Here is a 22277-nt window from a genome sequence, read left to right on the forward strand (position 1 = left end):
GGAGAGTGCCCATGGAGGGGTTTGCCGGGAAGGTCGCCGTGGTGACCGGCGCTGGTTCGGGCATCGGGCAGGCGTTGGCCCTGGAGCTGGGACGCTCGGGTGCCAGTTTGGCAATCTGCGATGTCGACGCCGAAGGACTGGCGCAGACCGAGGAGCAGCTGAAAGCCATCGGCGTGCAGGTCAAGGCCGATCGGCTCGACGTCACCGAGCGCGAGCGCTTCCTGCTCTACGCCGACGAGGTCGCCGAACATTTCGGCAAGGTCAATCAGATCTACAACAACGCCGGCATCGGTCACACCGGTGACGCCGAGGTCGAGCAGTTCAAAGACATCGAACGGGTGATGGACGTCGACTTCTGGGGTGTGGTGAACGGCACCAAGGCTTTCCTGCCGCACCTCATCGCCTCCGGAGACGGGCACGTCATCAACATCTCCAGCATCTTCGGCCTGTTCTCGGTGCCGGGCTACTCCGCCTACAACTCGGCCAAATTCGCGGTGCGCGGCTACACCGAGGCGCTGCGCCAGGAGATGCGGCTGCACGGCCACCCGGTGGGCGTCACCACCGTGCACCCGGGCGGCATCAAGACTGCGATCGCCCGCAACGCCACCGTGGGCGAAGGCCACAACCGCGACGATCTGGCCGAACTCTTCGACAAGCGGTTGGCCAACACCAGCCCGAAGCGGGCTGCGAAGGTCATCCTGCAGGCGGTGCGCAAGAACAAGGCGCGGGTGCTGGTCGGTCCGGACGCCGTCGCCTTGGATCTGATGGTGCGCGTCACCGGTTCGGGTTATCAGCGCCTCACCGAAATGTTCATCAGCCGGGTGATCCCGTCCGAGCGCTGACGCCCGCGTCGATGCTGCGTCCAGGGCGGCGAAGTTCGAGTGCAGCCCGCCGCCAGCGGCGTCAACGCCCCAGCGGGTGCTCGCCCAACCAGGCGTCGGCCACTGCCTGCGGATCGCCCCCGCCGGCCACTCTGCGGCGCATCTCGACCAGCGCGGCGGTGTCCAATACTCCCGCGATCTCATTGATTGCCAGCAACTGTCGCTTGCTCAGCTCGTTGCGCCGGTACAACGGCACCACATTCTCCGCCCGGATCAGCGCAGGTTTGCCGTCCGCCAGCGCAACCAGGTTCGTAGGCACCGCGGGGTCGGCGGTGCTGGCCCAGGCCGCGGTCAGCTCGCCGGCCTGAAGAGCCGCGAACATCGTTGCGCTGTCCGGGAATTCGCGGAGCACGGGCAGCCGGCAGGTTCCCACTGTCGAGGGCGGCTGGCGGTTGGCGACGCTGCCTATCCGCAACCCGTCACAGTGCGCGTGTAGCAGGCCGAGGTCGCTGCCGCCCCACCCGGCCGCGGTCGCCCCGGTGACGACCAGTTCGGGTTTGTCCTCGGCCGCGGTGGCGAAGTCGCCCGCCGCGATCCCTTCGGGCAGAGCCGCATTCATCGCGCGGTAGACCTGGGCGTCGGACTGCGCGGAATCGTCGGACGCGGCCGCGCCGCGGTGCGCCGAGGTGTCCGACCGCCCTCCGGTGTCCGGCGGCGGCAACGCTCCGGGCTGCAGGCTCTGCAATACCGTGCCGGTGAAGGCGGGGACGATGGCGAACGAGCCATCATCCAGTTTGGCCATCGGATCAGTCGCAGTATCGACGCGTGCCGCAAAACCGTAGAAACGCAGCGCCGAAACATACAGTGCCGCAAGAAGTTTCGAGTCGGGGGTGGAACCCACCACCAACTCCCGGTCGGTGGCGCCCGATGAGCATCCGCTGAGCACCACCAGGGCCAGCAGCAGCGCGGCCAGCCTGCCCATGCCTACCCTCAATCGGAGAAGTCGGCGGCCAGAGCCACCGCTTTGGCCACCGCGTCGCCGACCCGCCGGTCCAGCGGACTCGGCACGATCCGGTCGATGGCCAGGTCTTCGCTGGCCACCGAGTAAATCGCCTCGGCCGCGGCAACCATCATCTGCTGGGTGATACGGCGTGCCCCGACGTCCAGAGCGCCGCGGAATATCCCGGGGAAGGCCAGCACATTGTTGATCTGGTTCGGGAAGTCACTGCGCCCGGTGGCGACGACGGCGGCGTACCTGGCCGCGACGTCGGGATGGATCTCCGGGTCGGGGTTGGACAGGGCGAACACAATGCCGTTCGGCGCCATGGTGGCGATCAGCTCTTCGGGCACCAATCCCCCGGACACACCGAGGAAAACGTCGGCGCCGTCGAGCGCCTCGACCAGTCCGCCGGTGCGCCCACTCGGGTTGGTGCGACGCGCCAGTTCATCCTTGACGACGTTCATGTCGTCGCGGCCGCTGTGCACGATGCCGCGCGAGTCGAGCACCGTGATGTCTGAGATTCCGCTCGCCAGAAGCAGATTCGTGCACGCGACACCCGCGGCCCCGGCACCGGAGACCACCACCCGTACCGCGGCCATGTCCCGGCCAAGCACCTTGGTGGCACCCATCAGCGCCGCCAGCGCGACGATCGCCGTGCCGTGCTGATCGTCGTGCATCACCGGGCAATCCAGCGCCTCGATCGCCCGTCGCTCGATCTCGAAACAGCGCGGCGCGGAGATGTCCTCGAGATTGACCGCGCCGAACGTCGGGCGCAGCCGCACCAGGGTTTCGACGATCTCGTCGGGATCCTTGGTGTCCAGCACGATCGGGATCGCGTTCAGGCCGCCGTATTCCTTGAACAGCGCGCACTTGCCTTCCATCACCGGCAGCGACGCGGCCGGGCCGATGTCACCCAGACCGAGCACGGCGCTGCCGTCGCTGACGACGGCGACCAGCCGGTTGGCCCAGGTGTAGCGGGCGGCCAGGGTGCGATCGGTGGCGATCGCGCGACTGACCTGCGCCACGCCCGGGGTGTAGGCGATCGACAACGCACGCTTGGTATCCAGCGGTGCCGTGAGTTCCACCGACAGCTTGCCGCCGACGTGTGCCTCGAAGATTTCCTCGTCGGTGATCACGACCTGCGGTGTTTGCTCGGGAAGACTTGTCATCATGTCAAGCGTCTCAGACACAGCCCTCAGCGTACTCAGCCCGGCCGGCGATCCCCGAACCGCTGTCGCGTACCCGCCTCAAGCGAGCAGGCTCAGATCAGCTTCAACTCCGTGACGGCGTTGCGCTCGTCGGCCAGCTCGCCGGTGGTCGCGTTGATCTTGCCGCGGGAGAATTCGTCGATCTCCAGACCCTGCACGATCTCCCACTTGCCGTCCTTGGTGGTGACCGGGAACGACGAGATCAGGCCTTCGGGCACGTCGTAGGAACCGTCGGAGTACACGGCCATCGACACCCAGTCGTCCTTCGGGGTGCCCAGCAGCCAGTCCCGCGCCGCGTCGACGGTCGCCGATGCGGCCGAGGCGGCCGAGGAGGCGCCGCGAGCCTCGATGATGGCCGCGCCGCGCTTGGCGACGGTCGGGATGAAGTCGTTCTCGACCCAGTTCTGGTCGTCGACCACCTCAGCGGCGTTCCTGCCACCGATCTCGGCGTGGAAGATGTCGGGGTACTGGGTGGCCGAGTGGTTGCCCCAGATGGTGACCTTCTTGATGTCGGTGACCTTGGCGCCGGTCTTCTTGGCCAGCTGGGAGATCGCCCGGTTGTGGTCCAGGCGGGTCAGCGCGGAGAACCGCTCCTTGGGGATGTCGGGAGCATTGCTCAGCGCGATCAGCGCGTTGGTGTTGGCCGGGTTGCCGGTCACCCCGATCCGGACGTCGTCGGCGGCGACCTCGTTGAGCGCCTTGCCCTGGGCGGTGAAGATCGCGCCGTTGGCCTCCAGCAGGTCGCCGCGCTCCATGCCCTTGCTGCGCGGCCGGGCGCCGACCAGCAGAGCCAGGTTCACCCCGTCGAAGATCTTGTTCGCGTCGGCGCCGATCTCCACGCCGGCCAGCAACGGGAACGCACAGTCGTCGAGTTCCATCACGACACCCTCGAGCGCCTTGAGGGCGGGCTCGATCTCGAGCAACCGCAATTCGATCGGGCGGTCCGGGCCCAGCAGCGAGCCGCTGGCCAGACGGAACAACAGGCTGTAGCCGATCTGGCCGGCGGCACCGGTGACGGCGACCTTGAGAGGACTTGCGCTCACGTCGGTTCTGCTCCTTTGACGGATCCTCGTTCGACGGATCCTCTAGACGGGTTTGGCGTCGAAACTAGCGCACCGGCGCCGTCGCGAATCCGCCGGTCCATGCCGTGGCTGGGAATCCGCTGTCTGACCGGCTGTAGGCACTGATGAAAGGCGCCTGAACGCGTACGATGACCACCGCCGGTCAGACCTGTCCAGCGATCGGAGGTCGATGTGTTCCCTGGATTCGACGCATTGCCCGAAGCGCTCAGACCGGTCGCCCGGCAGAAAACGCAACACGTTCACCCGGTCCCCGATCCGCCGGTGCCGACCCTGGTCGACTGCGGTGTCTACGTCGACGGCGCCCGGCTGCCCGGCAAGTGGGCGCCCGCCGAAGCGCTGGCCAAAGTTCGAGAACTCGGACAGTCCGCCTTCGTGTGGGTCGGGTTGCACGAACCTGACGAGGCCCAGATGCAGCAGGTGGCCGACGTCTACGGATTGCACCCGCTGGCGGTCGAGGACGCCGTACACGCCCACCAGCGGCCCAAGCTGGAGCGCTACGACGAGACTTTGTTCCTGGTCCTCAAGACGATCAATTACGTGCCGCACGAGTCAGTGGCGCTGGCCCGGGAGATCGTGGAGACCGGCGAAATCATGATCTTTGTCGGCGCGGACTTCGTGGTCACGGTCCGCCATGGCGAACACGGCGGCCTGCACGAGGTCCGCAAGCGGATGGACTGCAATCCCGAACACCTGCGGTTGGGTCCCTACGCGGTGATGCACGCGATCGCCGACACCGTGGTGGACCACTACCTGGCGGTGACCAGCCTGATGGAAGACGACATCGACGCTATCGAGGTGGTCGCCTTCGCGCCGGAGCGCTCGATCGACGTCGAGCCGATCTATCTGCTCAAGCGGGAGGTCGTCGAGATGCGCCGCTGTGTCGCGCCGCTGTCGGCCGCATTCATGCGGATGCAGACCGACAACAAGGACCTGATCTCCAAGGAGGTCAGGCGCTACCTGCGCGACGTCGCCGATCACCAGACCGAGGCCGCCGACCAGATCACCAATTACGACGAAATGTTGAACTCGCTGGTGCAGGCCGCGCTGGCCCGCGCGGGCATGCAGCAGAACATGGACATGCGCAAGATCTCGGCCTGGGCCGGTATCGTCGCCGTGCCCACCATGGTCGCCGGCATCTACGGGATGAACTTCCACTTCATGCCGGAGTTGGACTCCAAGTGGGGCTACCCGTCGGTGGTCAGTCTCATGGTGATCGTCTGCATGTTCCTCTACTTCAATTTCCGGCGCCGAGGCTGGCTGTAACCCGAGCTAATTGGGTTGCGCGGCAGGACGATTCGGGTCCAACACGTCGACGCCGTCGCTGAACCAGGCCTGGCGCATCGCTTCGGCACCTTTGAGCCGCACCCAGGCAGCCTCGGTCGCGGTGACCGGCGTCGCGGAAAGGAATTCCACCGGCGCCCGCGGTGCCTGCAGCGGCAGGTCGGCAATCTCGCTGTGCCCCAACAACACCGCGGTGAACGGCGCGCCCGACCACAGTGGCGCACCCAGGTCGATCAGCGCGTCGGCCACCAGCACCATGCCTTCCACCGCCGGGGTCGCGGCCACTATGGCCAGGCTGCGCGCCAATCCGGCGACCGGTCCCGGATCACGCAGCCGCAGCACCACTTCGGCACGCGGGCCGCGAAGCTGGTCGGTGACCAGCTCGGTCGGATCGGTCATCGCAGCCCGCGAACATCCCAGGGTGACGTAGTGCGTCACGCCGGCCGCGCGGAACCGCAACACCTCGATGGGTTCGGCACCGAGGAAGGTGACACTCGCCGAATCCGGTTCGATACCGGCGAAGTGACTGCGCAGGTGGCCCCGCACCGCGTCGAGTGTCACTTGACGCGCGGCAGCGTGAGGTTCACGCCGGTGTCGGCGTCGAACACAGCGATTTTGCCGGGATCGAAGGCCAATTCGATCTGCTCGCCCATGGCCGCCTTCGATTCAGCGGAAACCCTTGCCACGAACTGATTCTCGTTGACCTCCGATTCGGCGGCCACTTCGTCCAGCCGGGCCGAGTGAACTTCGGGACCGGCCGTGGTGAAGTACACATACTTGTCCGACCCCAGCGATTCGACCAGGTCGACGCCGGCCGGGAACACCAGCGAACCGATCCGCTGATAGCCGTCGATCAACGCGGCATCGGCGATGTGCTCGGGGCGCACCCCCACGATGACGTTGTCCGGTGCGGCGTGCGATGCGATCACATCCTGCACCTCGGGGGACAGCGTCACCTCGCCGAACGGCAGCTTCAGCCCGAGGGTCGTCAACGTGGCAGGGAAGAAGTTCATCGCCGGCGAGCCGATGAAGCCGGCGACGAACAGATTCGCCGGCCGCTCGTAAAGCTCAGTGGGCGTACCGATTTGCTGGGCCAGACCGCTGTGCATCACCACCACCCGGTCGCCCAGCGTCATCGCCTCGGTCTGATCGTGGGTGACATAGACGGTGGTGGTACCCAGCCGCTTCTGCAACCGGGCGATCTCGCCGCGCATCTGCACCCGCAGCTTGGCGTCGAGGTTGGACAACGGCTCGTCCATCAGAAATGCCTTGGGGTGGCGCACGATTGCCCTGCCCATCGCGACCCGCTGCCGCTGGCCGCCGGAGAGCTGCGCGGGCCGGCGATCCAGCAGGGCAGTCAGATCCAGGATCTTCGCGGTCTCCTCGACCTTCTGCGCGATGTCGGCTTTCTTCAGCTTGGCCAGCGTCAGCGGAAACGCGATGTTCTGGCGCACCGTCATGTGCGGGTACAACGCGTAGGACTGGAACACCATGGCGATGTCGCGGTCCTTGGGCGCTTTCTCGTTGACCCGCTCCCCACCGATACGCAGCTCGCCCGACGAGATGTCCTCGAGTCCGGCAATCATGTTCAGCGTGGTGGTCTTTCCGCAGCCGGACGGACCGACCAGGATCAGGAATTCGCCGTCGGCGATGGTGATGCTCAGGTCCCGCACGGCCACGTGACCGTCGGCGTAGCTCTTGTGCACATGTTCCAGCACGATCTCGGCCATCGCGTCAACTATCCCTTCACAGCCCCAGAGGTCAACCCGGCGACGATCTTTCGCTGAAAGACCAGTACGAAGACGATGATCGGAACCGTGATGACGATCGCTCCCGCCGCGATCGATCCCGTCGGCTCCTCGAACTGCGAACTGCCGGTGAAGTTCGCGATCGCCACCGGCGCAGTCGTCGCAGCCTTGGTGGCGGTCAGCGACAACGCCAGCAGCAGGTCGTTCCAGGCGAAGATGAACACCAGGATGGCCGCGGTCACCAGGCCGGGTGCCGCCAGCGGCGCGATCACCTTGACCAGCGCCTGCGCCGGGGTCGCGCCGTCCATCTTGGCCGCCTTCTCCAAATCCCACGGGATTTCCCGGAAGAACGCCGACAGCGTGTAGATCGCCAGCGGCAGCGCGAAGGTGATGTAGGGCAGGATCAACCCCGGCCAGGTGTCGAACAACCCGATCGCCCGTTCGATGTCGAACAACGGCGTCACCAGCGAGATCGCCGGGAACATGGTGATCAGCAGCGTCATACCGATCAGCAACCGCTTACCTGGGAATTCAAGGCGCGCAATGGCATACGCGGCCATGGCACCGAGCAGCACCGCGATCACGGTGGTGATCAACCCGATTCCGATCGAGTTGATCAGCGCCGAGCTGAAGATGTCGCCGCGGAAGATGCCCCGGTAGTTGTCCAGCGTCACCTGGGCCGGAATCAGCTTGCCGTCCTTGACATTCGATGTCGGTTTCAGGGAAAGACTGAAGATCCACAGCACCGGCAACAGTGCGTACACCAGCACCAGTGCGTCGACGACGACCCAGAAAGCGACGCGACGGCCCTCGAACCGTTCAACGGCCATCGGCAGCACTTCCCGGAGCCGCCGCACCGAACAGCTTGATGAAGGTCAGCGCGATCATCCCGACGCAGGCGAAGATGAGCACGCTGATCGCCGAACCCAGGCCCAGATTGAAGCCTTTGAACAAGTTGTCGTAGCCCAGGATCGACACCGAGCCGGTGTTGTTGTCGCCCGCGGTCAACACGTAGATGTTGTCGAAGATGCGAAATGCGTCCAAGGTGCGGAACAGCAGCGCGACCACCACCGCGGGCTTGATGATCGGCAGGGTGACCTTCGTCAGCCGCTGCCAGGCGCCCGCGCCGTCGACGTGCGCCGCCCGGAGCAGGTCCTCGGGGACCAACGCCAACCCGGCCAGCAACAGCAGCGCCATGAAGGGCGTGGTCTTCCACACCTCGGCGAGCACCACGATGCCCAGCGACGGAATCTGATGGGTCAGCGGCGCGCTTCCGTCGGGCAGCAGACCGGCCAGGTAACCGGTGCCCGGCGTCCACGCGTAGTACCAGCTGTACGACGCGACCACCGTGACGATTCCGTACGGGATCAGCACCGCGGTGCGCACCAGCCCCCTGCCGAACAGGGTGCGATGCATCACCAGCGCCAACGACAGACCGAGGATGAACTCGACCGCCACCGAGACCACCGTGATCCCCAGCGTCACAGCCAGGGCGCTCCACCAGTACCGGTCGGTCAGGACGGTCTGATAGTTCTCCAGGCCCACGAAGACGGTGTCCTCGGGCGTGGCCAGGTTGTTGCGCTGCAGGCTCAGCCACATCGCGTAACCGATCGGATAGGCCGTGACGGCCAGCATCATCGTCACTGCCGGCGCGACCAGCAGGTACGCCAGCCGCCGCTCCGAGGCGGTCACGGCAGCAACCCCTTGCCGTCGAGGGCCTTCTGCACTTCAACCACCAGGTCGTCGGCGGTGCGCTCGGGGTCGATCGCGGTGATGGGGCTCAGCGCCGACGCCAGCCGGATGGACAACGCCTGGTAGGCGGGGGTCGCGGGCCGCACCGCGGCCTCGGTCAGCTGTTGGCGAATGATGCCGTACATCGGGTACTTCGCCTGGAACTGCGGGTCGGAGTACAGCGAGACCCGCACCGGCGGCAGACCGCCCTCCATCGACACGTACTTCTGGTTCTGCAGGTCGCGCAGGCACCGGACCGCTTCGAAGGCCTCAGCCCGGTGGCGGGTGGTCGACGCCACGGCCAGGTTCAATCCTCCGATGGTGACTCTGGCCGGGCGACCGTCCAGGCCGGGGTAACGCGCAAAGTCGAACACCTTGCGGCTGGCCGCGTAGGCGGTGCGGAACTGCTCGTCGCTGGGTGCGAATGTGCCGAGCTTGTTGACACTGCCGGCCAGCTCGGGCAGCCGGTCCAGGCGCAGGAACGGCACCCCACCCTTGACCGCATTCTCCAGTAGCGACGCCAGGACGTAGGGCCAGTTGACTTCCAGTGCGGCGCGGCCCTGTTCGACCGCCAGGCGCGCGGTGCCCTCGTCGCTGCGGGTGATGGACGGGTCGGCCCCCGGCGCGGTGGCCACCGATTTCATGATCCGCAGCGCGGTCACGGTGGCGGCGCGGTGCTCGGGGGTGTCGGTCAGGGTGACGTGCTTGCCGTCCTCGGCGAGCACCCGACCACCGGCGCTGGCCAGCAACGTGTTGAACCACACCACCAGACCTTCGCCCTCGTTGCCCTGGCCGGCAATCCAGCTGGGCTGGCCGGCTGCGTGCAAGCGGGCCGCCTCGGCCAGCATGCCGCTCCAGTCGCGCGGCGGCTGCACCACCAAATCTGCTCGGTACCAGAGCAATTGAGTGTTAGTGGTCAGCGGCGCGGCGTACAGCCGATGATTCCAGGTGGCCGTCTGCAGCGGGCCCGGCAGGGTATCGGCCACCGCGTCGGACTCGGTCAGCCCGGACGGGTCCGCCGACAACGGCAGCGCCCAGCCCGCCTCGGCGAACTCCGCGGTCCACACCACGTCGAGGCCCATCAGGTCCAGGGTGTGATCGTTGCCGGTCAGCCGGCGGGCCAGCTGCAGGCGCTGTTGGTCGGGCGACCTGGCCAGACTCACCTGAGCGATGCGGTAGCGTCCGCCGGCTTGCGCCGTGCATCGCGCCGCCATCGCGGTGTAGGTAGTCCCGTCAGTGGCCGGGGTATACAGGCTGATCGCCAGGCCGGAATTCCCAGAGCCGCACGCCGCGGTCACCGACGCGACGGTGAGCGCCGCCAGCGCGGCCGCCCCCCAACGCCGCAACAGCAACCTTCCGCCCCAGCGTCAGATCGCCAGGCGCGCCAGCAGGTCTCGTGCCTTCTCCGCGTTCTGCGGATCGCAGAGCACGTCGTAACGCCCGGCCACCAATTGCATGGTCGAGCTGAAGTCCCTGGTCCCGCGCGCCATCGCGTAGGGCACCGCTGAGGTGATCAAACCGAAGAAGACTCCGGCGACCAGGCCGGTGACCAGCGCACCCCACGGGTTCGGGCTGAAGAAGCCCAGCACCAGCCCGATGAACAGCCCGAGCCACGCGCCGCTGAGCACGCCACCACCCAGCACCTTGCCCCAGGTGAGCCGCCCGGTCACCCGTTCCACCTGCATCAGGTCGACGCCGACGATCGTCACCTGCTGCACCGGAAACTCTTGATCGGACAGGTAATCGACGGCGCGCTGCGCCTCAGCGTAAGTGGGGTACGACCCAACCGGCCAGCCGTTGGGCGGGGTGGGCAATCCGGGCACATTGCGCCGACCCGCGGCACCACGGCCCGCCGCGGGCCCGGGTTGTTCGGGCTGGAATGGGCTAGTCATCGGTCCTCATTCTTTCACGTCCCTGGTCCACGCACTATGCAGCGGGCCCGGCCGCGTCCGCAACGGTCCGGATATCCCCTGGCCACCGGCCCGTGCGCGGGTAAAGTCGACCACCATGACAGCTCCCCGCGACGACGGCGCGGCCTACGGGGGATCCTCGTCCCCGTACGACGAAACCCAGTGGGCAGTGCCAGGGTCCTCGCAACCGGCCCCGAGCTACCCGCCCCCCTACCCGTCGACGCCGCCGCCCGGCTACGCACCTCCGCCGAACTATGGCGCCATGCCGTATCCCGCTGCGCCGCCTCCTCCGGCCTACCCGGCTCCCGGTTACCCGCCCTATCCGGGACCGATCAGTCCCTACTACCCCGCCGCCCCCGGCAACAACGGCATGGCCCTCGCGGCGCTGATCACCTCGATCGTGGGTGTGGTGATCGGCATTCCGCTGATGTTGTTCTGCTTCATCGGGGCGGCGCTGCCCATTACCGCCGTGGTGCTGGGCGTCGTCGCACTGAACCAGATCAAACAAACCCAGCAGCCCGGACGCGGCATGGCGATCGCGGGCATCGCGGTGGGTGGGACGACGCTGGGGCTCGGCGCGGTGTTTTTCATCATCTACCTCGTCGCGATGGCCGCTGCCAGCCGCTGATCGCACACCCCGCGCGACCCGTTCGGCGGACTCGCCACGCGTGACCGCCGAGGGCGCTCCTAGGCTCTTATCTATGGGATCCGTCAACAGGGTGTACGTGGCGCGGCTGCCGCGCATGATGGTGCTGGGTCCACTCGGGGAATCCTTCGGACGGGTCCGCGACGTCGTGATCGGCATCAGCATCGTGCGTCAGCAACCCCGGGTACTGGGGCTGGTCGTCGACCTGGCCACCCGGCGCAGCATCTTCATCCCGATGCTGCGAGTCGCAGCAATCGAGCCCAGCGCGGTCACGCTGAGCACCGGCAACGTGTCGCTGCGTCATTTCGAGCAGCGGCCGGGTGAGGTGCTCGCGGTGGGCCAGGTGCTGGACACGCAGGTCAAGGTCAACGATCCCGACCTGCCGGAGTTGGCCGGACTGGACTTCGTGGTCGCCGATCTCGGGATCGAGCAGACCCGGACCCGCGACTGGGTGGTGAGCCGGGTCGCGGTGCGCACTCATCGCCGGCTACGACGGCGCGGGCCGGTGCACGTAGTGGACTGGCAGAACGTGCACGGCCTGACGCCGTCGGCGCTGGCGATGCCCGGGCAGGGTGTGGCTCAGCTGCTGGACCAGTTCGAAGGGCGCAAGGCGGTCGACGTCGCCGACGCCATCCGTGGCCTGCCGTCCAAACGCCGCTACGAGGTGTTCAGTGCCCTCAACGACGAGCGGCTGGCCGACATCCTGCAGGAGCTGCCCGAACTCGACCAGGCCGAGGTGCTGTCCCAGCTGGGCACCGAGCGCGCCGCCGACGTCCTGGAGGAGATGGATCCCGACGACGCGGCCGACCTGCTCGGCGTGCTCAATCCCACCGACGCCGAAGTGTTGCTGACCCGGATGGATCCCGACGATTCCGACCCGGTGCGACGGCTGCTCAAGCACTCCCCCGACACCGCGGGCGGTCTGATGACCTCCGATCCGGTGGTGCTCGCCCCGGACACCTCGGTCGCCGAGGCGCTGGCCCGGATGCGCGACCCCGACCTGACCGCCGCGCTGGCGTCGATGGCGTTCGTGTCGCGGCCACCGACGGCCACTCCGACCGGGCACTACCTGGGTTGTGTGCATCTGCAGCGGCTGCTGCGCGAGGCGCCGGCCGAACTGGTCGGCGGAATCGTCGACAGCGATCTGCTGACCCTCACACCGGAGACCCCGCTGGCCGCGGTGACCCGGTATTTCGCTGCCTACAACCTGGTATGTGGACCGGTGGTCGACGATCAGAACCATCTGTTGGGTGCGGTGACCGTCGACGACCTGCTGGATCACCTGCTACCGCATGACTGGCGGGTGGACGTGCCGCAGCTCGACCCGGCCGGCCGGCCGGCACGACCCGGAGGTTCATCGGAGTGAGCAAGTCCTCGACCCCGCGGGGCCTGTACACCCCGCGCACGTCGCGCCGATTCACCCCCCGGCTGGATCCCGAGGCCGTAGGGCAGATCACCGAATCCATCGCCCGGTTCTTCGGCACCGGCCGCTATCTGCTGCTGCAGACGGTGTTCGTGATGATTTGGATTGCCCTGAATCTGTGGGCCGTGCGCTGGCGGTGGGACCCCTATCCGTTCATCCTGCTCAACCTGGCGTTCTCCACCCAGGCGGCCTATGCGGCCCCGCTGATCCTGCTGGCCCAGAACCGGCAGGAGAACCGCGACCGCGTGGCCCTGGAAGAGGATCGGCGCCGCGCCGCCCAAACCAAGGCCGACACCGAGTACCTGGCGCGCGAACTGGCCGCGCTGCGGCTGGCCGTCGGCGAGGTCGCCACCCGCGATTACCTGCGCCACGAACTCGAAGATCTGCGCGACATGCTCGCGAATCTGGCGGCCGGGGCGCCGGACGGTGACGCCGTGCGGGTGCCCGACGGTGCCGAGCGGCGAGCTAAGAAATCGAGCTGAGAAACCTCTGAACCATTGCGCAACTCCCGTTACAAGAGTTATGTATGGTGATCTAGTTCACGAAGCTAACAAGACGCTAACAATCAGGTCAGCTTTCCCGGCGGCTCATGAATCGAGGACGGTCGAGGTGCGCATAGGGGGACGCTGGGGTGTTGGCCCGGCCGTCGCGAAAGTGCGGCAGGGGGCACTTCACGTGACGAGGACGCCGGCTTTCGGCGTCGTGATGATCTCCCCCCTGATCTTCGCCGGCGCGGTCAGCGGCGCGGCGCCCGCGATGCACGGCAAGCTGCCGTCGCGCACCGCGATCGCACCGGTCGCCGCAGTGGGCCCGGCTCCGCACGTCGACCTGTCCGGCCCGACGGTCATCTCCGTGCAGCGGGTGCCGACCAGCTTCCACGTCGCCGCCGCGCACAGTTCCGCGCCACCGCCCCCGACAGTCGTCAATTCCCCTGGCGCTCTTGGCATTCCGATCATGGCTTTGTCTGCATACCGCAACGCCGAGCACAAGATGTCCACGCTGGAACCCAATTGCGGGGTCAGCTGGAATCTGCTCGCCGGGATCGGCCGCATCGAATCCGGCCACGCCGGAGGCGGCGCCGTCGATGCCCGCGGCACCGCAACCAACCCGATCTACGGTCCGTCGCTGGACGGCTCCCTGCCCGGCAACGAGGTGATCGTCCAGAGCAACCAGGGCAACCGGGTGACCTACGCCCGCGCGATGGGACCGATGCAGTTCCTGCCCGGCACCTGGGCGCGTTACGCCATCGACGGTGACGGCGACGGCATCCCCGATCCGCAGAACCTGTTCGACGCGACCATGGCCGCTGCCCGGTATCTGTGCAGTGGCGGGCTCAACCTGCGGGACCCGGCGCAGGTGATGGCCGCGATCCTGCGTTACAACAACTCGATGTCCTACGCCCAGAACGTGTTGGGCTGGGCCGCCGCCTACGCCACCGGTGTGGTCCCGGTCGACCTGCCGCCGATCACCGGGCCGCCGCCGCCCATCGGCGATGCTCACCTCGAGCGGACCGAAGGCCTGGGACCCAACCTGCCGCTGAATGTGACCGGACTGGGCGTGAACGACCCGCTGGGGCAGCACATGCCGTTGATCGACTTCGGTCAGCCGCAGATCGTGGCGCAGTACCCCAACCTGAACGGTCCGCCGCAAGCACCGGCGTGGCCCTGGCTGCCGCCGGCCCAACAGCCGGCCCCGCTCCCGACGAACACCCCGGGATGCACGCTGATCTGCATCAGCTCGCAGAACCCCGAGGCTGTTCAGCCCGGGATGGCGCCGGTTCCCAACGGGGGCATCGTGCTTGCGCCGGCTCCGCCGCCGGCCGCGCCGCCGTTCCCGGACCCGTTTGCTCCGCCCGCCGCCCCGGCGCCGATGGCACCGCCGACCCCGGCCGCTCCGGCCCCTGCCGCTCCGGCCCCGGCAGGCCCGGCACCGGCCCCGCGGGCGCCCAACGCGTCGCCGTCGCCCAAGCCGGCCGGTCCGCAGCAGCCCAGCCCGCCGGCGCCCGGCGAGCCGGCGCTCGGCCCGGTCAGCTGACCGTCCGGGAGCCCGCGCCGCACGCCGCCTAGACTCGGCGGTGATGTCCGGAACCCGAGATGACGCCGACGATCTGACCACCGCGATTCGCACCGCGCTGGCTAGAGTGATCGACCCCGAACTGCGGCGCCCGATCACCGAACTCGGGATGGTCAAAAGCATCGACCTCGGGCCCGACGGTGGCGTGCACGTCGGGATCTACCTGACCACCGCCAGCTGCCCGAAAAAGTCCGAGATCAGTGCCCAGGTCACCCAGGCGGTCAACGACGTGCCCGGCACCGGCGCGGTCCAGGTGAGCCTGGACGTGATGAGCGACGAGCAACGCACCGAGTTGCGCAAGCTGTTGCGCGGCGACGCCGCCGAACCCGTCATCCCGTTCGCCCAGCCCAGCTCGCTGACCAGGGTGTACGCGGTCGCCTCGGGCAAGGGCGGGGTCGGCAAGTCCACCGTCACGGTCAACCTGGCCGCGGCGATGGCCGCCCGCGGGCTGTCCGTCGGCGTGCTTGACGCCGACATCCACGGCCACTCCATCCCCCGGATGATGGGCACCACCGACCGGCCCACGCAGGTGGAGTCGATGATTCTGCCGCCCATCGCCCACGAGGTGAAGGTGATCTCGATCGCCCAGTTCACCCGGGACAACACGCCGGTGGTGTGGCGCGGGCCGATGCTGCACCGCGCGCTGCAGCAGTTCCTGGCCGACGTGTACTGGGGTGACCTGGACGTGCTGCTGCTGGACCTGCCGCCGGGCACCGGTGACGTCGCCATCTCCCTGGCCCAGCTGCTGCCGAACGCGGAGATCCTGGTGGTGACCACGCCGCAGGCCGCCGCCGCCGAAGTGGCCGAACGGGCCGGCAGCATCGCCATCCAAACCCGGCAGCGCATCGTCGGCGTGGTGGAGAACATGTCCGGGTTGACGCTGCCGGACGGCACCACGCTGCACGTATTCGGCGAGGGCGGCGGCCGGCAGGTCGCCGAACGGCTGTCACGTGCCGTCGGCGCGGATGTGCCGCTGCTGGGTCAGATTCCGCTGGATCCGGCGCTGGTGAGCGCCGGCGACGCGGGGGTGCCCGCGGTGCTCACCGCGCCCGACTCCGCGGTAGGCAAAGAACTCGGCCGGATCGCCGACAGCCTGTCCTCGCGGCGGCGCGGCCTGGCCGGCATGTCGCTCGGGCTGGACCCCACCCGGCGCTGACCACGGGGCTACGTCGCGTCGGTGTCGAACGGGGTGCGTTCGGGCGGAGGCGGCGGGGGCGTCTTGTTGGGCTCCGGCGTGCTGGCGGGTTGATCGAAGTTACCGGTGAAGATCGAGTCGTCGCCGTCGAGCAGGTGTTTGGTCAGCGCCGCGCGTGGGGTCATGCCGCGCAGCTTCTGCAACTCCCCGATCTGGCCGCGCAGATCGTCGAACTCGGGCCCGATGTCTTCGCGCAGCTGGTTGGTCATGCCGCTGAGGTAATCGCGGGCCTGGCGCAGCGCGCCGGTGGTCCAGCGGATGGCGCCGGGCAACCGTTCGGGTCCCAACACCACCAGCCCGACCACGAGCAGGACGAGCATCTCGCCCCAACCGATGTTCGCGAACATCAGCTGAGACGGTGATGACCCGCGGCGCCCGGCTGCGCCGCGCTTGCGATCATCAGGGTCGAATGGTGATGACCCGCGGCGCCCGGCTGCGCCGCGCTTGCGATCATCAGGGTCGAATGGTGATGACCCGCGGCGCCCGGCTGCGCCGCGCTTGCGATCATCACGAGCTCGTGTCGGCGTCTGGTTTGACGGTCAGGGTGACCGGGCGTCCGTCGCGGACCACCTCGATCTGAGCGTCCTGGCCGATGGTGAGCTGCCGGACCGCCACGACCGCCTCGTCGGAATCGGCGACTTTGCGCCCGCCGATCTTGACGATCACGTCGTTCTCCAGGATGCCGCCCTTCTGCGCGGGCCCGCCCGCCTTGACATTGGCCACCTGGGCGCCCGAGGCGATCGCGTTGCTCACCGAGCGGGTGCTGATCCCCAACGTCGGGTGCTGGATCTTTCCGTCCCTGATCAGGGTTTCGGCCACCAGCTTCATCTCATTGACCGGGATGGCGAAGCCGAGCCCGCTGGCGCTGTCGGACAGCGACTTGCCGGCGCTGTTGATACCGATCACCTGGGAGTCCATGTCGATCAGGGGCCCACCGGAGTTGCCGTGGTTGATCGAGGCGTCGGTCTGGATGGCGTCGAGCACGGTGTCGGTGTCCGAACCCTCGCCGGACAACGGCACCGGGCGGTGCAGCGCGCTGACGATGCCGTGGGTGACGGTGCTGCGCAGGCCCAGCGGCGCGCCGGCCGCAATCACCTCATCACCCACCCGCACCTTGTTGGAGTCACCCAGCCGCGCCACGCTCAGGTTGTTGACGTTGTCGACTTTGAGCACGGCAAGGTCGGTCTTCGGGTCGCGCCCGACCAGGCTGGCCGGCACCTCTTTGCCGTCGTTGAAGACCACGGTCAGTTTGAACTGGCTGGGATTGTTGGCGGCCTCGGAGATCACGTGGTTGTTGGTGACGATGTAACCGCGCCCGTCGATGACGACGCCGGAACCCTGCATGCCCTCCTGGTCGCTTTTGGCTTCGATGGTCACCACCGAGTCGGCCACCGCGGCAGCCACCTTGGTGAACCGGCCGGCCGGTTCCTCGGCGTTGCCGGCGGTCGACAACGTCACCTTAGAGGTGGTGAACGCCTCGACCACCTCTGCCGTCTTGCGGCCGATCACACCACCGAGCGCGCCGATCACCAGCGCGATCAGCAGCAGCACCGCCAGCGCGAGGTAGGACACCTTGCCGCCGAACAGCACGTCGCGCACTCCGAGCTTGCCGGTGTGCCGCTGCTCGGCGTGTGTGACGACCGGCGGCAGCGCGGGGGTGCCCAGCGCTGCGCCCGCCGCGGGGTCGCGCCACGGATCGTCGGGCTCGTCGTCCCCGTCGCCGTTCTTCTCGGCGGCCAGCGCGGTGGCGTCGATCGGATGCCGTTGCAATGTTTCGGTGGCACCGAACGGCCGGCCGAAGGCGTCGGCCAGCACCGGGTCGGTGGGCCGGTCGTGCGGCCGGAACTCGGACTGGTCCCGGTACTTCGGCGGGCGCACCCGCTCGGCCACGAAGGATCCCTGCTGACCGGCCGGGCGGCCGAACGTCTGACGGGAGGACGGGTCGACCGGCGGCCGGTAGATGGGGCGCGGTGCCAGCCGTTCGGTGTCCTGGCCGATGTTGTTGCCTTCGTCGGAGGTCACAGTTCCTCTTCTAGATCCATTGCTGAGCCCGACACGGGCATGTCCGCATCCACCCTAGTATCCACGCGTCACCGCGGGGCGGCGTGAACCGCGGCAGGCAAAGCTCAAGCTAGCTGCGCTTCCGCTGATCACCGGGGTCGGCGAACGGGTCGGAAAATGGCGCCGAACCCTGGTGCGGACTGTGCGGGATCTGCGACAGCAACCCGAGTAGCGAACTGGGGACGCGGATCGGGTGAGAGTCGCGCAGCGCGGCGCGCGCGCGAGTGTGATCGTCGACCTCGGCGGCACATTCCTGGCACAGCGACAGATGATGCGCGGCGCGCAAGTGTGCGTTCATCCGCAACTCACCGTCGACATAGGCCGCGATGGCCTCGATGGACAGGTGCTCGGTGGACCGGAACTGACGCGGCGCACCGATCGGGGCGTCACTCTGGGAGGCGAACTGAGCCGGCAGCCAGGAGAACGCGCGCCGGAACACATGCCCCCGGTCGGTCATCACTGAATCCCTTCGCACCCACACTAGCCCTCGATACCTCGAATGTAGCGCGGCGCGGTGCTCGATAACCATGTTCAGCCCTTATAACCACCGGATTCGGAACCAGTTGGCAACCATGCGGTAGCCGAACCGGCTCACGACAGGTTCAGCTGGCCGCTCGTGCCGACGGGTCGTAGGAGCCCAGGCCGTGCCCGGGATGGGCGGCCAGGTAGTCGCGCAGGGCTTGCCGCCCACGGTGGATCCTGCTGCGCACGGTGCCGAGCTTCACGCCCAGCGTGGCGCCGATCTCCTCGTAGGACAACCCCTCGATGTCACACAACACCACCGCGGCGCGGAATTCCGGCGGCAGCGAGTCCAACGCGGCCTGCAGATCGGGTCCCAGCCGGGAATCGTGGTAGATCTGCTCGGGGTTCGGCTCGTCGGCGGGAACCCGGTCGTAGTCGTCGGGCAGTGCTTCCATCCGGATCCGGGCGCGGCGCCGGACCATGTCGAGGAACAGGTTGGTGGTGATGCGGTGCAGCCAGCCCTCGAAGGTGCCGGGCTGGTAGTTCTGGACCGAACGGAATACCCGGATGAAGGTCTCCTGAGTCAGGTCCTCCGCGTCGTGCTGGTTGCCGGTCAGACGGTAGGCCAGGCGGTACACCCGGTCGGCGTGCTGGCGCACCAGCTCGTCCCACGACGGCAAGGTGGACTTGTCTCCCGTTGCGTCGAAGACGGCTGTGCCCAGCAGCGCGTCCGACGGCTCCACCCACTCGTCGTCGCGGACCTGCTGCGGGTGGGACATGCTGGTCGGGCTCATGGTGGTGATGGTCTGCTCCTCTGGACTTCCCCTGCCATCCAACGTCGACAGTTCGTCAACCGCGGCAACGCGCAGTTGCCACTGGGTATTCCCCATTTCGTCGCTCCAACCCACACCGCGTTCCATACCGCTCACCGTCGCCTACCCGAGTGTGGTTGAGGTATGAGCAATCTGAGCTTTGGCTGAGAAACCATACTGTTACCTGCGTTTTCCAGCGCTGATGGCGACCGGAGTGACGTTCATCGCGCCGCCGGCTCCGCGCGTGTCCGGGCGGCGCACACCGGGCGCGCCTGACCGACGGCGCAGCCGGTTCGGCATACTCTGCGGACATGTCCACTACCGACGATTCCGCCGGCCGGGTGACCCCCAGCAGAGCTGATGCGCTGGTGGCGCACGCCGAGAAATCGATATCCGAGGATGCGATCCTGACCGGCGCTCGGGAGCGGGCCGCCGACAGCGGAGCCGGCGCGGTCACCCCGGCGGTCGGTGCGCTGTTGAGCGTGCTGGCCAAGCTCAGCGGGGGCAAGGCGGTCGCCGAGGTCGGCACCGGGGTGGGCGTCAGCGGGTTGTGGCTGCTTTCCGGCATGAGCGACGACGGCGTGCTGACCACGATCGACATCGAGCCCGAGTACGTCCGGCAGGCCAAGCAGGCGTTCACCGAAGCGCAGGTGGGGCCGTCGCGTACCCGGCTGATCAGCGGGCGTGCCCAAGAGGTGCTGACCCGCCTCGCCGACAATTCCTACGACCTGGTCTTCATCGACGGCGATCCGATCGATCAGCCGGAGTACGTGGTCGAGGGCGTGCGACTGCTGCGGTCGGGCGGGGTGATCGTGGTGCACCGGGCCGCCCTGGGTGGCCGCGCCGGCGACCCGGAGGCGCGCGACGCCGAGGTGGCGGCGGTGCGCGAGGCCGCGCGACTGATCGCCGAAGACGAGCGCCTCACCCCGGCGCTGATCCCGCTGGGCGACGGCCTGCTGGCCGCCGTCCGGGAGTGAGTTACAGCGCTCCGAGCAGCGTCTCGGCGAGCGCGAACGGGAAATGCACGGTGGCCGTTGTGACCTCGCGAACGCCGTCGCGCACCGCGTTGACGATGGTCGCCGGGTCGCCGCTGAACAGCGCCGTGCCCACGTCGTAGCCCGCGAACTGCGGCGCGGTGATGAAGTTGCGCACGTCGACGAACAGCTGAGTCGGCAGGTTCGCCGGCCCGACGGGCGCGCCGTTGTAGCTCACCATGGTCCAGCCGGTGCCGGGACTGCCCTGCACCACCACCGTCCCGGTGTTCGGCAGCGAGCCGGTGACCAGCAGCAACGGATTGGGATTGTCGACCATCATCATGGTGCCGGTCTCGATGGCCAGCGCGCTGGAGTAGGCGGCGACCGTGTGACTCGGCTGTGTCAGGGCGGCGTTGTACATGGTCTGCACCGCGTCGTTGAAGTTGCTGGCGAAGGTCAGGCCGGTGGGGTTGACGGCGGAGATGCCCAGCATGGGGAAGGCGGGGAAGCCGAGCGTCCACACCACGGGTCCGGCCAGGTAGAGCAGGCCGGCCGGGATCTGCGGCATGTCTTCCAGGAGGCCGGCGTTGATCTCGTTCAGGCCGGGCAGGATGACTTGCGATATCGGCTGCGTGCCCAGCCCCACGAGGTAGGAGGCCGTCTCCTGCGTCCTGATCATCTGCGACGAGAAGATCCCGGCGAAATCGGGCTGTTGGCCGTTGAGCAGGTTGGCAATGGCCTGCGCCTGCTGCACGCCCACCGCGGTCAGCGGCGGCCCGGGCACCGCCGTGTCGAGCAGGTTGGCCACATTGCTGGCGGTCTGCCCGTGCCGGATGAACTCGATGGTGACGGTCTCGGTGCTCGGCGGGATGAAGGTGGGCCCACCCTGGCCGATGAACAGTCCGGGGTAGCCGCGCGCCCCGATCGGCCCGGTGGTGAGCCCGGTGCCGCCGGCCCCGCCGTAACCACCGTTGCCGAACAGCAGGGCCTGACCGCCCGCGCCGCCCGCACCGCCGGTACCACCCGCAAGAGCCCCGCCGGCACCCCCGAGCCCACCATTGCCCATCAGCCAACCGCCGACCCCGCCGGTGCCGCCGACCCCGCCGCCGAATCCGGCACCACCCATGCCGCCGGTCCCGATCAGTCCCGCATTGCCGCCGTTGCCGCCGGTCGCCAGCACCCCGCCGGTGGGGCTGTAGCCGGCGCCGCCGTCGCCGAACAGGATGCCGCCGGCGCCACCGGTCGGGTTCGCCAGCGTTCCCGCGGCCCCGTTTCCGATCAGATCCCGCCCGAACAGCAGGTTGGTGGGTGCGTTGATGATCGGGTCGACCGCCTGGCCGAACGGGCTGGCTATCCAGGCCTGACCGACCGTGTGAACCGGGTTGTAGATGAGCGTCTGGAACCCGTCGGAGACGATGTCGTTGATCGCCGCCAGGGGCGCCGCGGCCGCTCCACCACCGAGCAGGGTGGCCTCCAGCTGCTGCAGGGCGGCGGCTTCGGCAGCACTGTATGACGTCGCGGCGGCACCCAGGTTCTGCACGAACTGCTGGTGGTAGGCGGCTGCCTGCGCCGCCGCTGCCTGGTATTCGCCGGCGTGGGTGCCGAACAGCGCGGCGATCGCGACGGAGACTTCGTCGGCCGCAGCCGAGGCTGGCAGTAGCGCGCTGAGGTTGCCGGTGCTCAGTGCCGATCCGATCTGCGATGCGCTCGCGGTCGCCGACTCGATGCCGTCCAGTGCCACGGTGACGAATGACATTTCGCTACTCCTCGATGCGTAATTGGCCCGACGGTCATTTTGGCACCTGAACGGCGAAAAGTTGCGGAAATCGACCAAAGTCGCCAGCCGCCGT

At 68.1% G+C, this 22277-nt stretch carries 22 protein-coding genes; 8 read left to right on the forward strand and 14 right to left on the reverse strand.

Annotated features, from left to right (window positions below):
- Window positions 1-11: 11 nt before the first annotated feature.
- Window positions 12-842 carry an SDR family NAD(P)-dependent oxidoreductase gene (locus tag ACZYZ9_RS13185; RefSeq protein ID WP_463826690.1) on the forward strand — a complete coding sequence of 277 codons (831 nt, stop codon included), beginning with the start codon at window positions 12-14 and terminating at the stop codon, window positions 840-842.
- A gap of 61 nt (window positions 843-903) precedes the next feature.
- On the opposite strand, the gene ACZYZ9_RS13190 is transcribed toward ACZYZ9_RS13185, so the two are convergent.
- The 3 genes from ACZYZ9_RS13190 to ACZYZ9_RS13200 form a co-directional block, all read right to left on the reverse strand.
- Window positions 904-1803 carry a glycine betaine ABC transporter substrate-binding protein gene (locus ACZYZ9_RS13190; RefSeq protein WP_463826691.1) on the reverse strand — a complete coding sequence of 300 codons (900 nt, stop codon included), beginning with the start codon at window positions 1801-1803 and terminating at the stop codon, window positions 904-906.
- Between the two features lie 8 nt (window positions 1804-1811).
- Window positions 1812-2993 (reverse strand): NAD(P)-dependent malic enzyme, encoded by a 1182-nt coding sequence (locus tag ACZYZ9_RS13195; RefSeq protein WP_463826816.1) that lies wholly within the window; start codon window positions 2991-2993, stop codon window positions 1812-1814.
- A gap of 89 nt (window positions 2994-3082) precedes the next feature.
- Entirely contained in the window at window positions 3083-4072 is a 990-nt protein-coding gene (locus ACZYZ9_RS13200) for a malate dehydrogenase (protein ID WP_463826692.1), read from the reverse strand.
- Between the two features lie 210 nt (window positions 4073-4282).
- On the opposite strand from ACZYZ9_RS13200, the gene corA reads away from it, so the two are divergent.
- The gene (corA, locus tag ACZYZ9_RS13205) at window positions 4283-5374 is read left to right on the forward strand and encodes a magnesium/cobalt transporter CorA (RefSeq protein WP_463826693.1); all 1092 of its coding nucleotides are present in this window, start codon (window positions 4283-4285) and stop codon (window positions 5372-5374) included.
- A 6-nt stretch (window positions 5375-5380) separates the two neighbouring features.
- On the opposite strand, the gene ACZYZ9_RS13210 is transcribed toward corA, so the two are convergent.
- The 6 genes from ACZYZ9_RS13210 to ACZYZ9_RS13235 are packed head-to-tail and all read right to left on the reverse strand — an operon-like array spanning window position 5381 to window position 10763.
- A complete protein-coding gene (locus ACZYZ9_RS13210; protein ID WP_463826694.1) occupies window positions 5381-5953 on the reverse strand; it encodes a suppressor of fused domain protein in 573 nt (190 codons plus the stop codon).
- Window positions 5950-7122, reverse strand: coding sequence for an ABC transporter ATP-binding protein (locus ACZYZ9_RS13215; protein ID WP_463826695.1), 1173 nt, complete (start codon window positions 7120-7122; stop codon window positions 5950-5952). The genes ACZYZ9_RS13210 and ACZYZ9_RS13215 overlap by 4 nt, the downstream gene beginning before the upstream one ends.
- An 8-nt stretch (window positions 7123-7130) precedes the next feature.
- Window positions 7131-7970 (reverse strand): carbohydrate ABC transporter permease, encoded by an 840-nt coding sequence (locus ACZYZ9_RS13220; protein ID WP_463826696.1) that lies wholly within the window; start codon window positions 7968-7970, stop codon window positions 7131-7133.
- A complete protein-coding gene (locus ACZYZ9_RS13225) occupies window positions 7960-8778 on the reverse strand; it encodes a carbohydrate ABC transporter permease (protein ID WP_463826817.1) in 819 nt (272 codons plus the stop codon). The genes ACZYZ9_RS13220 and ACZYZ9_RS13225 overlap by 11 nt, the downstream gene beginning before the upstream one ends.
- A gap of 50 nt (window positions 8779-8828) precedes the next feature.
- Window positions 8829-10223, reverse strand: a complete 1395-nt coding sequence (locus ACZYZ9_RS13230; protein WP_463826697.1) for an extracellular solute-binding protein — start codon at window positions 10221-10223, stop codon at window positions 8829-8831.
- A 15-nt stretch (window positions 10224-10238) separates the two neighbouring features.
- Window positions 10239-10763, reverse strand: coding sequence for a YflT domain-containing protein (locus tag ACZYZ9_RS13235; RefSeq protein ID WP_463826698.1), 525 nt, complete (start codon window positions 10761-10763; stop codon window positions 10239-10241).
- A 115-nt stretch (window positions 10764-10878) separates the two neighbouring features.
- Here ACZYZ9_RS13235 and ACZYZ9_RS13240 point away from each other — a divergent pair, with 115 nt between their 5' ends.
- The 5 genes from ACZYZ9_RS13240 to ACZYZ9_RS13260 all read left to right on the forward strand — a co-directional run bounded on the left by ACZYZ9_RS13240 (window position 10879) and on the right by ACZYZ9_RS13260 (window position 16079).
- Window positions 10879-11409 (forward strand): DUF4190 domain-containing protein, encoded by a 531-nt coding sequence (locus ACZYZ9_RS13240; protein WP_463826699.1) that lies wholly within the window; start codon window positions 10879-10881, stop codon window positions 11407-11409.
- Between the two features lie 73 nt (window positions 11410-11482).
- Window positions 11483-12793, forward strand: coding sequence for a magnesium transporter MgtE N-terminal domain-containing protein (locus ACZYZ9_RS13245; RefSeq protein WP_463826700.1), 1311 nt, complete (start codon window positions 11483-11485; stop codon window positions 12791-12793).
- Complete coding sequence (locus tag ACZYZ9_RS13250; RefSeq protein ID WP_463826701.1) at window positions 12790-13332, forward strand: DUF1003 domain-containing protein; 543 nt, start codon at window positions 12790-12792, stop codon at window positions 13330-13332. The genes ACZYZ9_RS13245 and ACZYZ9_RS13250 overlap by 4 nt, the downstream gene beginning before the upstream one ends.
- Before the next feature lie 127 nt (window positions 13333-13459).
- Window positions 13460-14884: a lytic transglycosylase domain-containing protein gene (locus ACZYZ9_RS13255; RefSeq protein WP_463826702.1), complete on the forward strand. Its 1425-nt coding sequence runs from the start codon at window positions 13460-13462 to the stop codon at window positions 14882-14884.
- A 43-nt stretch (window positions 14885-14927) separates the two neighbouring features.
- Window positions 14928-16079: an Mrp/NBP35 family ATP-binding protein gene (locus ACZYZ9_RS13260; protein WP_463826703.1), complete on the forward strand. Its 1152-nt coding sequence runs from the start codon at window positions 14928-14930 to the stop codon at window positions 16077-16079.
- Between the two features lie 8 nt (window positions 16080-16087).
- Here the strand turns inward: ACZYZ9_RS13260 and tatB are convergent, their stop codons facing one another.
- The 4 genes from tatB to sigE all read right to left on the reverse strand — a co-directional run bounded on the left by tatB (window position 16088) and on the right by sigE (window position 19561).
- Window positions 16088-16465, reverse strand: a complete 378-nt coding sequence (tatB, locus tag ACZYZ9_RS13265) for a Sec-independent protein translocase protein TatB (protein WP_463826704.1) — start codon at window positions 16463-16465, stop codon at window positions 16088-16090.
- A gap of 160 nt (window positions 16466-16625) precedes the next feature.
- Window positions 16626-18140, reverse strand: a complete 1515-nt coding sequence (htrA, locus tag ACZYZ9_RS13270; protein WP_463826705.1) for a serine protease HtrA — start codon at window positions 18138-18140, stop codon at window positions 16626-16628.
- A gap of 109 nt (window positions 18141-18249) precedes the next feature.
- The gene (rseA, locus tag ACZYZ9_RS13275; RefSeq protein ID WP_463826706.1) at window positions 18250-18636 is read right to left on the reverse strand and encodes an anti-sigma E factor RseA; all 387 of its coding nucleotides are present in this window, start codon (window positions 18634-18636) and stop codon (window positions 18250-18252) included.
- 145 nt (window positions 18637-18781) lie between these two features.
- Window positions 18782-19561 (reverse strand): RNA polymerase sigma factor SigE, encoded by a 780-nt coding sequence (gene sigE / locus ACZYZ9_RS13280; protein ID WP_463826707.1) that lies wholly within the window; start codon window positions 19559-19561, stop codon window positions 18782-18784.
- A gap of 203 nt (window positions 19562-19764) precedes the next feature.
- Here sigE and ACZYZ9_RS13285 point away from each other — a divergent pair, with 203 nt between their 5' ends.
- Entirely contained in the window at window positions 19765-20430 is a 666-nt protein-coding gene (locus ACZYZ9_RS13285; protein ID WP_463826708.1) for an O-methyltransferase, read from the forward strand.
- A 1-nt stretch (window position 20431) separates the two neighbouring features.
- On the opposite strand, the gene ACZYZ9_RS13290 is transcribed toward ACZYZ9_RS13285, so the two are convergent.
- The gene (locus ACZYZ9_RS13290) at window positions 20432-22183 is read right to left on the reverse strand and encodes a PE domain-containing protein (RefSeq protein ID WP_463826709.1); all 1752 of its coding nucleotides are present in this window, start codon (window positions 22181-22183) and stop codon (window positions 20432-20434) included.
- Window positions 22184-22277: the final 94 nt, after the last annotated feature.

This window comes from Mycobacterium sp. IDUB_28, from assembly GCF_055419285.1.